Origin of the sequence: Xanthomonas hortorum (assembly GCF_040279205.1) — a bacterium.
Classification (GTDB): domain Bacteria; phylum Pseudomonadota; class Gammaproteobacteria; order Xanthomonadales; family Xanthomonadaceae; genus Xanthomonas; species Xanthomonas hortorum_F.
This window is the reverse complement of sequence record NZ_JBEOLS010000058.1, coordinates 21,901-34,125: the sequence shown is the minus strand read 5'-3', so window position 1 is coordinate 34,125 and position 12,225 is coordinate 21,901. Positions and strand designations below refer to the sequence as shown.

Annotated in this window: 7 protein-coding genes; 2 read left to right on the top strand and 5 right to left on the bottom strand. The window is 64.8% G+C overall.

Translation table 11 applies throughout. The features are described from left to right. Positions 1 to 426: 426 nt before the first annotated feature. Entirely contained in the window at positions 427 to 1,743 is a 1,317-nt protein-coding gene (gene waaA / locus ABS769_RS18360) for a lipid IV(A) 3-deoxy-D-manno-octulosonic acid transferase (RefSeq protein ID WP_317061167.1), read from the bottom strand. 76 nt (positions 1,744 to 1,819) lie between these two features. Here waaA and ABS769_RS18355 point away from each other — a divergent pair, with 76 nt between their 5' ends. Continuing rightward, positions 1,820 to 2,740 (top strand): LpxL/LpxP family Kdo(2)-lipid IV(A) lauroyl/palmitoleoyl acyltransferase, encoded by a 921-nt coding sequence (locus tag ABS769_RS18355; RefSeq protein WP_317061168.1) that lies wholly within the window; start codon positions 1,820 to 1,822, stop codon positions 2,738 to 2,740. A gap of 190 nt (positions 2,741 to 2,930) precedes the next feature. On the opposite strand, the gene ABS769_RS18350 is transcribed toward ABS769_RS18355, so the two are convergent. From ABS769_RS18350 to ABS769_RS18340, 3 genes are read right to left on the bottom strand one after another with little or no spacing between them, the layout of a single operon-like run. Continuing rightward, the gene (locus ABS769_RS18350; protein WP_317061169.1) at positions 2,931 to 4,265 is read right to left on the bottom strand and encodes an O-antigen ligase family protein; all 1,335 of its coding nucleotides are present in this window, start codon (positions 4,263 to 4,265) and stop codon (positions 2,931 to 2,933) included. After that, positions 4,246 to 5,358: a glycosyltransferase gene (locus ABS769_RS18345; protein ID WP_317061170.1), complete on the bottom strand. Its 1,113-nt coding sequence runs from the start codon at positions 5,356 to 5,358 to the stop codon at positions 4,246 to 4,248. Before ABS769_RS18345 ends, ABS769_RS18350 begins: the two co-directional genes overlap by 20 nt. A gap of 10 nt (positions 5,359 to 5,368) precedes the next feature. Further along, positions 5,369 to 5,566, bottom strand: coding sequence for a zinc-finger domain-containing protein (locus ABS769_RS18340; protein ID WP_006451050.1), 198 nt, complete (start codon positions 5,564 to 5,566; stop codon positions 5,369 to 5,371). A 323-nt stretch (positions 5,567 to 5,889) separates the two neighbouring features. Here ABS769_RS18340 and ABS769_RS18335 point away from each other — a divergent pair, with 323 nt between their 5' ends. Further along, entirely contained in the window at positions 5,890 to 9,258 is a 3,369-nt protein-coding gene (locus tag ABS769_RS18335) for a GH92 family glycosyl hydrolase (RefSeq protein WP_317061171.1), read from the top strand. 480 nt (positions 9,259 to 9,738) lie between these two features. Here ABS769_RS18335 and ABS769_RS18330 read toward each other — a convergent pair whose 3' ends face one another. Next, positions 9,739 to 12,048 carry an NADP-dependent malic enzyme gene (locus tag ABS769_RS18330; protein ID WP_317061172.1) on the bottom strand — a complete coding sequence of 770 codons (2,310 nt, stop codon included), beginning with the start codon at positions 12,046 to 12,048 and terminating at the stop codon, positions 9,739 to 9,741. Positions 12,049 to 12,225: the final 177 nt, after the last annotated feature.

Sequence of the window (12,225 nt, the reverse complement as noted above, 5' to 3'; positions counted from 1 at the left end):
AATGCTGCCTGGCGGCAGGAGATGCCGCCAGAAAACGCATGCCTTACGCACTTCAAGCCAACTACACGCCTCATCTCGACAAGGCTGCTTGAACTTCGAAGATACTGACTGGTTGTTCAGATCTTCCCTAGTAACTGTGAAGCTCGCCGATTCGCTTATTCCGACCGGCTTCACAGTTACCACTTCTTTTTCCGAATCTTTGTGCTACCTGGTGATTTACGCGCCTAGATAGCACCACTTCCGGCACCTGCCATACTTAGCCAAGCGCTTAGTCCCCCCAACCTATGCGCTTTAAATATTTGAAGCGGAAAGACAAGAGATTGCATTAACCGACTGAGCCCCCCCCCCTTCCCCCGGCATAGTGCGCACCAGCGACCCACGCCACAATTAAAAGCGGGGGATGCAAATATTTGTCCGCCAATACTTTTAGGAGGCCATGCCATCACTCACCACCGGCGGCAGGTCCGGTGCGATCTGCACCAGCGTGCGTGCCACTGCGCCCTTGCCGTTGGCGACCAGCGCCAGGCCTGCGGCAGCCATCTCCTCGCGCTGGGTCGGGTCGCCGAGCAGGCGCGCAAGATCGTGATACACGCTATCGGCATCGTCGCAGATGGTCACCGCATCGGCCTCGCGCATGCGCCGCGAGATCTCCGAGAAATTATGCAGATGCGGGCCGGTCACTGCCGGCGTGCCAACCGCTGCCGGTTCGAGCAGGTTGTGTCCGCCGATCGGCTGCAAACTTCCGCCGACGAAGGCGACCTGCGCGCAGGCATAGAAACTCATCAGCTCGCCCAAGGTATCGATGACGAATACCTTGTCGCGTGCCTGCGGCCACTGCTGGGTCTTGCGTGTGGACACGGACCAACCACGTTCGCGCGCCAGCGCCTCGACCTTGGGAAAGCGCTCGGGATGCCGCGGCGCCCACAACATCAACAGATCAGGAAATTGCAGCAGCAGGCGCGCGTGAATATCGGCCACGGCCGCCTCCTCGCCTTCGTGCGTGCTGGCGGCAATCCACACCGGTCGCGTTGCCGGCACGTGCGTATGAAACTGCGCGACCAGGGCCTGCAACTGTGCGGGCGCGGCGATATCGAATTTGAGATTGCCCAGCGCGATCACCTGATCGGCGCGCGCGCCCAGCGTGAGGAAACGCTCGGCATCGTCGTACGATTGCGCTGCCACGCAAGTGACGGTGCGCAGTGCCCGGCTGATCAAGGGTGCCAGCACACGATAGCCGCGCAGCGAACGCGCCGACAACCGCGCGTTGAGGATGTACACCGGAATGTTGCGGTCGCGGCAACCGAACAACATGTTCGGCCACAGCTCGGTTTCCAGAATCAACGCCAGCCGCGGGCGGAAATGCTCCAGGAACCGGCCCACGCTGCCGGGCACGTCGTAGGGCAGATACACATGGTCCACCGCATCGCCCCACACCGCGCGCACGCGCTCGGAGCCGGTGGGGGTGATGGTGGTGATGACCCAACGGATATCCGGACGCTGCGCACGCAAGGCATTGACCAGCGGCGCGGCGGCATTGACCTCGCCCACCGACACCGCATGCACCCATACGCGCGGGCGACCGCAGGCATGCGTATAGGACGCATAGCGCTCGTTCCAGCGATTGAAGTATTCGCGCACGCGAAACCCGCGCCACACCAGGTGGTACACCGTCACCGGCAGCAACAGGTACAACAGCGCCGAGTACAGCCCGCGCAACAGCCATTCGATCGGGTCTTTCCGCATGCGTGCAGGATACGGGAGCGCCCACACGTGCGCATGTGCACGCTGCCCGGCGCACGCAATCACTTAGAATTAGGCCATGTCCGAGCCCGCCAACGTCGCCGTCCGCCCTTCCCTGCGCACCCCCAAGCACTGGCCGATGTATCTGGGCCTTGCATTGATGGTGCTGGCCGGGCGCCTGCCCTGGATGCTGCAACGGGCGTTGGGCCGCGGGGTCGGCTGGCTCACGCTGCGTCTGGCCGGCACGCGTCGGCGCGCGGCCGAGGTCAATCTCAAATTGTGTTTTCCCGAGCAGGACGATGCCTGGCGAGCGCGGCTATTGCGCGATAGTTTCGATGCGCTGGGCGTGGGCCTGTTCGAATTCGCGCGCGCCTGGTGGGGCAGTATCGATGCCATTCGTCCGGGCGTGCAGATCGAAGGGCTGGAACATCTGCAGCGTCTGCAGGAGCAGAAGCGCGGCGTGTTGCTGGTGTCCGGCCACTTCATGACGCTGGAAATGTGCGGGCGGCTGCTATGCGATCACGTGCCGCTGGCCGGCATGTACCGCAAGCATCGCAACCCGGTGTTCGAATGGGCGGTCAAACGCGGGCGGCTGCGCTATGCCACGCACATGTTCGCCAACGAGGATCTGCGCGCCACCATCAAGCATCTCAAGCGCGGCGGCTTTCTGTGGTACGCGCCGGATCAGGACATGCGCGGCAAGGACACCGTGTTCGTGCCGTTCTTCGGGCATCCGGCTTCCACCATTACCGCCACGCACCAGCTGGCGCGGTTGACCGGTTGCGCGGTGGTGCCGTATTTCCATCGGCGCGAAGGCGGCCGTTACATCCTCAAGATCGCACCGCCGCTGGCAGGCATTCCCTCCGACGATGTGATCGCCGATACCGCGCAGGTCAATGCGGCGATCGAGGACATGGTGCGCGAGGCGCCGGATCAGTACCTGTGGATCCATCGGCGCTTCAAACGCCAGCCCGGCGGGCGCAGCGATTTCTATCGGTGATGTAGATGCAGCGCAGCTGCGTCACGCATGCGTTCGCAGATGACTGCCTTGGTTTACAGAACCAGACAGGAGTCCGTCGCGATTGAGCGTAGGGATGAATGCGCACGTCGCGCAAGCAACCGTAGTTGACGTGTGATTCCCACCTGCCGTGCCGATCTCCCGCTGGGCGCAATCGTCTTGAGCGCCACGCCTATCGCGACGGCGGCTGATCCGCATCGTCGTTGAGCAAGGCACCGGCATACAAGCCGGCCAGCATCAGGCTCAGGCCACCCCAGAAGCTGGAATAGAACGCCAGATGCGTGTTGAGCGGAAAGACCGTTGCCACCAACGCGATCATCGCCGGACGCGCCTGCTCACGCGCCGCAACGCTGGAATAGCGCCACGCGCGCCACGCCTGCGCCGCACCGGCCAGCCATAGCAGCAAACCGATGACGCCGGTTTCGGCAAGAATTTCCAGCACGATCTGGTGCGCATGGAAGGCCGGGCCGCCGCCCCATGCCGGCGCTTGTTCGGGTGCCGGATTGCAGGCCGGATATGCCTGGCGGAACCCGCGCGCGCCCACACCATTGAGCGGATGCGCGCGGATCATGCACAGCGCCGCGCCCCAGATCTGCGCACGCCCGGACAAGGCCTGGTCGACGCCTTGTTCGCCATTGCTGAAGGCCAATGCGGTGCGCTGGATGCGCTCGCGCGCTTGCGGTGCCATTGCCACCACGCCAACGGCCAACAGCGCGCCGACCATCGCGACCGCGAGCAGCCGACGACCGCCCAGCAACTGCCAGCCGGAGAGCAGCACGATGACGCCGTAGGTGATCCACGAGGCGCGCGAACCGGCCAATACCAGCACCACGCCCACAGCTGCCGCAGCGCCCGCCCACGCCCACGCAGTGCGCCGCCCGAGCGCGAGCAACAGGAACGGCGACAGACTGGCCAGGGTCTGCCCGAACTTGAGATTGCACGGGCCCAGCACGCCGCTGAGGCGGTCGACCAGTGCCAATTCTTCCGCCGTGCACAGGCCATGCCCGCTGATCGCCTGCTTGATCTGATCCAGGCCGAAGAACAACGGGCTGCTGCCGAATGCGGCCTGCAGCAGCGCGTCCAGCGTCCACACCCCGCCGATCACCGCCAGGCCGATGAAGGTGCGCCGGCGTCGCTGCGCGTTGGCCACCGCGATCGCGCACAACCACATGAAAGGCAGATAGCGCAGATCGGTGGCCGATTTACGCAGCGCGCGCCCTACGTCCACCGCGTCGAATGCCGACAACATCTGTGGCAACCAGTACGCGAAGAACAACACACTGGTCAGCGCCCACGCCGCGCCGCTGAGCAACCGCGTGCCACCACGGAAACGCGCATGCAACAGGCGATAAGCGGCGAACACTGCGCCCAGCGACAACACCGTTTCGGCCAGCCCGGGCGTGGGCCATAGCGCCACGAACAGGATCACCCATAGCGGTGCCCAGCGACCGGCATCGGGCGTCAACGTGGGCGCGGGTGGGATGGCCTCAGCGGCGGAGTTCGTCATAGACCTTCAAGGTGGCCGATTGCATGGCCTGCAACGTATAGGGGAGCGCAGCTGGCGGTGTCGGCGCCTGCTGCAGCATGCCGAGCGCCTGGGCGCTTAGCGCCTGGGCATCGAACGCCGGCACTGCGCCGGCCGGCTGCAGTTCGGCCAACAACTCGCCGACACCACCATGCGCCCAGCCCAGCACCGGCCGGCCCACCGACAAGGCTTCCACTATGGTGCGGCCGAACGCCTCGGGCTTGCGCGAGAGCTGCAGCACCAGATCGCTGGCCGCATAGGCCTCGGCGATGCGTGCGGTGGGCTCGGTGAAGGCGACCGCCTCGGCCACCCCCAGTCTGGCAGCCTCGGCTTCCAGCTCGCGCACATAAGCTTCGCGGCCCGGCTCGCGCGCGCCCGGCAGCCACAACCAGGCCGGCACGTCGGCAGCGCGCACGTCGGCGAGCAATTGCAGGCCGTCGACATGTCCTTTCAGGCGCGTGCCGCGGCCGGGCAGCAACAGCAATGGGGCGTCGGCCGGCCAACCGGGCAACAGGGTCTGCACCCATTTGCGTGCGCGGTGATCGGGGTGCGGGCGACGCGGGAACTGCGCGATATCGACACCGCGCGGGATGGTGCGCAAGCGGGTGGTGTCGGTCTGCGGATAGTGGGTGCAGACGTAGTCGCGCACCGTCTGCGAGACACAGATCACCCGCTCGCCGTACGTCATCACCGCGCTATAGCGGCTGGGCGAATTGAGCCCGTGCACTGTGGTGACAAAGCGCGGCCGCGTAGCCTCGGGCATGCCCCGCACGGCGTACCAGCCCAGCCAGGCTGGCAGGCGAGAGCGCGCGTGCACGATGTCGGCGCCCAGTTCGGCAAATAGCCGGCGCAGGCCGACCACGTGGCGCAAGGTCAGCAGCGACTTGCGTCCGATCTCCAGGGTGAGATGTTCGCCGCCCGCCTCCAGCAGCGGCTGGACGAGGCGACCGCCGGCCGAGACCACCACGGCGCGATGGCCGGCGCGCACCAGCGCAGCGGCGATTTCCAGGGTGGAGCGCTCGACGCCGCCGGACTGCAGCGCCGGCAGCAGTTGCACCACGGTCAGGCGGTGCATCCGGCCAGGATCAGTCGGCGAGCACGAACAACGCGCCGCAATACGGGCACTTGGCTTCGCAGTTGGGCTCGTCTTCGATCGGCAGGTACACGCGCGGATGCGAGTTCCACAGCGCCATCTGCGGCGTCGGGCAGCTCAGCGGCAGATCGCCGCGGTGCACGGTGTAACGCGATTCGGCATTGGCGGGCGCGGTGGCGGTCTGGCTCATGGCGGCACGATCGTAAAAGCAAGGCAGAGCGCGGATTCTAGCAGCCTGCGTGGTGATCGGCCCATTGACCGGGCGGCGCGGGTGGGGATTGCGGTGGTCTCGGCGGGAGGCCGGGGGGCGGAAGCGCGGATGGCGCTGTGGCCGGTCCGGCAATGACCTGCCCCGCCGCTGGCACGGCAGCGCCACGCCACCACGCCGGAACATCGCGCTTATCATCGCTGGGCAATTGCGCTTCGGGATCAGATTGGGTGATCTGCAAAGACCGCGCACATCCGCCAACCGTACATGCCCTGCTACGTCGCTAGCCAAGGAGACATCACCACGTGACCTCACCTGTCGTTCTGCTGCGTCCGCGTGGCTCGTTGTTCTCGATTGCCGTTGTCCTGGCTTGCGTCGCGCCACTGCCGGTTGGTGCGGCGACCGGCTTTTCGAGTTCGTTCGAAGAGGGTGAGCCCTTGCCGCTCAGCGCTGCGGCAGGCGATGTGCAAACGGCGATCGGCACGGGTCCGGCTGCGCCGTATGCGGCCAGGCCAAACGCCGGTTACAGCGGTGCGCATGCGTTGCGGTATGACAGCCGTGGTGCGGGCGGGCGACGCACCTTGTTTAGTAGCGATAGTTTGATCGGTGCCGATACGACGCTGTCGTGGCTGGTGTTGCCGGAAAGTGTGGGCAGCGATCATGTGGCCTCGACCTATGTGTCGTTGGATCTGTTGCTGGACGACGGCACGCGCATGTCTGCCAGCGCCGCGCAGGATCAACATGGCGTCGCACTTGGTGCGCATGCGCAAGGCGATTCGAAGACCCTGTATCCGCAGCAATGGGCGCGCAAGGCGGTACGGCTCGGGGATGTGGCCGCTTTACGTGGGCGCCGCGTGGTGGCGATCGAACTGGAAGTTGCGCCGCCTGCAGGCGCGGCCGGTGCCGGTTGGATCGACGATATCGCCATCGCCGATGTGCCGCTCACTCCTGCAACGCGTCCTTCGGACTGGGTGCTGACCACGCGCGGCACACAGTCAAACGGCACGTTCTCGCGTGGCAATAATTTCCCTGCAACCGCAGTGCCGCATGGCTTCAACTTCTGGACGCCGGTGACCGATGCGGGAACGCTGACCTGGCTATATCGCTGGAACGAGCACAACGCGGCGGGCAACCGCCCGCGCTTGCAGGCGCTGTCGCTCAGCCATCAGCCAAGTCCGTGGATGGGCGACCGCCAGACCTTTCAGGTGATGCCGTCGCTGAGTACGGGTACACCGGAGGCAGATCGCAGCAAGCGCGCCCTGGCCTTCTCGCATGACACTGAAATCGCGCGACCGTATCGCTACGCAGTGCAGTTGGACAACGGGATCCAGGCCGAGATCGCACCGACCGATCATGCAGCGCTGTTCCGCTTTCGCTTCCCGGCGCAGGGCGATGCCAATCTGCTGTTCGACAATGTGGACGCGCGCGGTGGATTGAGTCTGGATGCTGCAACACAGACGCTCTCCGGCTACACCGACGTGCGTAGCGGCCTGTCGACCGGTGCGACGCGCATGTATGTCTATGCCAGCTTCGATAAACCCTGGAAAAGCAGCGGCCTGAGCGACACCGGCCGGCCCACCGGCTGGATCAAGTTCGATGCGGGCAGCACGCGGCAGGTGCAGATGCGCATCGCCACCTCGCTGATCTCGCTCGACCAGGCCAAGCACAACCTTGCGCTGGAGATCGCGCCGCAGGCAAGCTTCGAGCAGATCGCCGCGCGTGCGCAGGATGCATGGGACGCATTACTGGGTCGCTTCGACGTGCCCGACGCCACTGCCGACCAGAAGACCACGCTGTATTCCAATCTGTACCGGCTGCATCTGTATCCCAATTCCGGCCATGAAAACGTCGGCAGTGCGACGGCGCCGGACTGGCGTTACGCCAGCCAAAGCAGCTGGTCGGACACCAACATCGATGGCAGCGCGACGCGCAGTTTCGCGCCGATCCGCGATGGCCGGGTCTACGTCAACAACGGCTTGTGGGACACCTTTCGCACCGCGTGGCCGGCGTATGCATTGTTCGCATCCGACGATGCCGGCGCATTCGTGCAGGGCTTTCTGGAGCAATCGCGTGCAGGTGGCTGGGTGGCGCGCTGGTCCTCGCCCGGTTACGCCGATCTGATGGTGGGTACCAGTTCCGACGTGGCGTTTGCCGATGCGTGGCTCAAGGGCGTGCAGGGTTTCGACCCGGCCGAGGCGTACGCTGCCGCGCTGAAGAACGCGACCGTGGTGGCACCGGATCGCCACATCGGCCGCAAAGGCATGGCGCGCTCCACCTTTCGCGGCTACGCCGATATCGACACGCACGAAGGCATGTCGTGGTCGATGGAAGGGGCGCTCAACGACTTCGGCATCTCCAACATGGCCGATGCGTTGTCCAAGCAGGCGACGACAGCAACAGCGCGCGAGCGTTATCCCACCGAAGCGCTGTATTTTCGTCATCGTGCAGCCGGGTATTCGGCGTTGTTCGATCCGGCGATCGGTTTTTTCCAGGGCCGCAAGGCGAATGGCGATTGGCGCGTGGATGCTGCACACTACGACCCGCGCGCGTGGGGCAACGATTACACCGAATCCAGCGGCTGGACGTTTGCATTCACCGCACCGCACGATGGCGAAGGCCTGGCCGCGTTATACGGAGGACGCGCGGCATTGGCGGCGAAACTGGATACATTGTTTGCCACACCCGAAACCGCCGAAGCCAAGTTTGCCGGCTCGTATGGCGACACCATCCACGAGATGACCGAGGCGCGCGACGTGCGCATGGGCATGTATGCGCACAGCAATCAGACCGCGCACCATCTTCCGTGGATGTATCTGTACGCCGGGCAGCCATGGAAGACGCAACGCATCACCCGCGAGATCCTTGCGCGCTTGTATCTGGGCAGCGAGATCGGCCAGGGGTATCCCGGCGATGAGGACAACGGCGAAATGTCGGCGTGGTATCTGTTCGCGGCGCTGGGGCTGTATCCGCTGCGCATGGGCGCGCCGGAGTATGTGATCGGCTCGCCGCTGTTCAAGCATGCCAGCGTGCGTCTGCCAAATGGCGGCATGCTGGTGGTAAATGCGCCGCAGAATTCGGCGAAAAACGTGTATGTGCAATCGCTCAGGGTCAACGGCAAACCCTGGCGCAAGACCTGGTTGCCGCATGCGGACATTGCCAAGGGCGCGACGCTGGACTTCGTGATGGGACCGACGCCGTCGCGCTGGGGCACCGGGCCTGACGATGTGCCGCCGTCATTGACTGCGCCTGGGGAGCGCCCTGTCCCGCTGCAGGATCTGCTCGGAGACACTGCGCGCATTACGCTGGACGATGGTGGCGATGTCGCTGCGTTGCATGACGACACTGCGGGAACGGTCGCTGCAATTGCATCGACATCGAAATCGACGCTGACGCTCAGCGGCATTGCGCGCGGTACGCCGACGCTCTACACACTGACCAGCGGCAATGCGGCGATTTCTGCAGTTGGGTGGACGCTGGAAGCCCGTGCGCCTGGTGTTGCGTGGACGATGATTGATCAGCGTCGTGATGAAGCGTTCGATTGGCCGTTGCAGACGCGGCCGTTTCGGATTGCCAGGCCTGGTGCATATACGGAGTATCGGCTGCGATTCAGCGCACCTGCGAAGCTACAGTTGGCGGAGATTGAATTGTTGGGCACGGAGCCTACGGTGCGTTGAGGCTAGCGCTGTCCGCGATCCATCGTCGCGTTGTTATGGCATTACGATTTGCCGCACTCAGACAGGCGCGGGTTGCGCTCGCGCAGTTATGGAGCACAAGGCTCTGCTGCTGTCATCGAGAATCGCGCAGTACGGAAAAACAAAGCGGAGAATTCGCTTGCCTTGACTGAGTCATGTCAACGACGCGCCAAGGCGGCAGCGTGGCCGGGGATTGGCGGACAGCGGCACACGGATGTGCCGCGCGGCGAGTCAGACAGGATGTCTGACCGAGCCGAAGAGCCAGTTCCCGGACGCGCTGATGCCCCTCACCGAAGCCAGCGACTGACAGCCGTTTGCTTGGCACTAACCGGAGAAACCGTACCCTCACCCCAGCCCCTCTCCCGGGGGGAGAGGGGCTTTCGAGCATTGCTTGCTCAGCCGCCGCTTTTCATGGCCTCAGCCGCTGCCTTTCCTATCGTTGCTTTATCAGCAACCGATCTCTCAACCATTCCCCTTATCGGCTACCGCTTTTTCCGCATCGCGCTGCTTGCGGATCTGCGCATCCACCGCCGCAATCGCGGTCATGTTCATCACCCGGCGCGAGGTGGCGCTGGTGGTGAGGATGTGCACCGGCTTGGAGATGCCCATCAGGATCGGCCCGATCGCCACGCCGTCGGTGAATACGCGCACCAGGTTGTAGGCGATGTTGGCCGCTTCCAGGTTTGGCAGCACGAACAGGTTGGCACGGCCCTTCAGCGTGCTGTTGGGCATGATCTGCTTGCGCAGCGCTTCGTCCCAGGCGGTGTCGCCCTGCATTTCGCCGTCGATGTTGAGCTCGGGCTTGCGCTTGAGCAGTGCCTCGCGCACCGCACGCATCTTCAAGGCATCGCGCGAATCGTGGCTGCCGAAGTTGGAGTGCGACAGCAGCGCGATGTTGGGCTCGATGCCGAACAGCTTGAGGCGATACGCGGCCTGCAACGTGGCTTCCACCACTTGTTCGACGGTCGGGTCTTCCTGCACATGCGTATCCAGGAAGAAGAACACGCCCAGCTGGTTGATCACACCGGTCATCGCCGAGGTGGAGCTCACGCGCGGTTCCAGCGGAATCACGCTGCGGGCGTAACCCAGCTTCTTGTGGAAGCGACCGACCACCCCGGACAGCATCGCATCGGCCTCGCCACGCGCCACCATCACCGCAGCAATCAAGGTCGGACGCGAGCGCATCAACTCCTTGGCGGCGGTGACGGTTACGCCACGACGTTCGGTCAGTGCGTGGTAATACTGCCAATACTCGTTGAAGCGCGGGTCGTCGTAGATGTTGGTGATTTCAAAGTCCACCCCGGCGGTCAGGCGCAGACCCATGCGTTCGATACGCGCCTCGATGACGTCCGGGCGGCCGATCAGGATCGGGAAGGCCAGGCCTTCGTCGACCACGTTCTGCACCGCGCGCAGCACCACTTCCTCTTCGCCTTCGGCATACACCACGCGCTGTTTGTCGGCGCGCGCACGGTCGTAGACCGGCTTCATCATCAGGCTGGTGCGGTAGACGAACTGGCCAAGCTTGTCGCGATAGGCCTCCATGTCCTCGATCGGGCGCGTGGCCACGCCCGAATCCATCGCCGCCTGCGCAACCGCCGAGGACAACTCCACCAGCAGACGCGGGTCCAGCGGGCGCGGAATCAGGTATTCCGGGCCGAAACTCGGGGTCTCGCCGCCGTAGGCCGCACCCAGGTCGGAGGCCTCGCGCCGTGCCATCGCCGCAATCGCCTTGACGCAGGCGATCTTCATTTCCTCGTTGATGCCGGTGGCGCCCACATCCAGCGCGCCGCGGAACAGGTAAGGGAAGCACAGCACGTTGTTGATCTGGTTCGGGTAGTCCGAACGGCCGGTGCCGATGATGCAATCCGGACGCACCGCCTTGGCCGCTTCCGGGGTGATTTCCGGGTTGGGATTGGCCAGCGCGAAGATCACCGGCTGGCGCGCCATGCTGGCGACCATTTCCGGCTTGAGGATGCCGGCCGCCGACAGGCCCAGGAAGATGTCCGCCCCCTCGACGATCTCGGCCAGGGTGCGCTTGTCGGTATCGCGTGCGTAGCGCTGCTTGTCCGGGTCCAGATCGGTGCGGCCGGTGTGGATCACGCCGTCGCGGTCCAGCGCCAGGATGTTCTCCGGCTTCAGGCCCAGCGAGACCAGCATGTTGACGCAGGAAATGCCGGCCGCGCCCATGCCGGTGGTGGCCAGCTTGACCTCTTCGATCTTCTTGCCGGTGACCACCAGCGCGTTGAGCACGGCGGCGCCGACGATGATCGCGGTGCCGTGCTGGTCGTCATGGAACACCGGGATGTTCATGCGCTCGCGCAGCTTGCGCTCGACGATGAAGCACTCCGGCGCCTTGATGTCTTCCAGATTGATGCCGCCGAAGGTCGGCTCCAGGCTGGCGATGATGTCCACCAGCTTGTCCGGGTCGTTTTCGTTGATCTCGATGTCGAACACATCGATGCCGGCGAACTTCTGGAACAGCACGCCCTTGCCTTCCATCACCGGCTTGGACGCCAGCGGGCCGATGTTGCCCAAGCCCAGCACCGCGGTGCCGTTGGTGATGACCGCCACCAGATTGCCGCGCGCGGTGAGCTCGCTGGCCTGGGTGGGTTCTTCGACGATCGCCTCGCAGGCGAAGGCCACGCCCGGCGAATACGCCAGCGACAGATCGCGCTGGGTCAGCATCGGCTTGGTCGCGGTGACCTTGATCTTGCCGGCCGGCTGCTGGCGGTGGTAGTCGAGGGCGGCCTGTTTGAAGTCGTCGTTGGACATCGGCTGTGTGGGTCTCGAAGGCGCAGGAGGGCTGAATTCTACCCTCCTGCCTGAACAAGGGCCTGTCGCGCAGCTGTCAGCGCGGCAGGGAGTTTGCATGCTGCAGCGCGTCGTGCGCTGCGGCCGGGGTCTGGCTCAAAGCGAAAACGGCCCTGTATCCCGCCGGCATCACCGGCG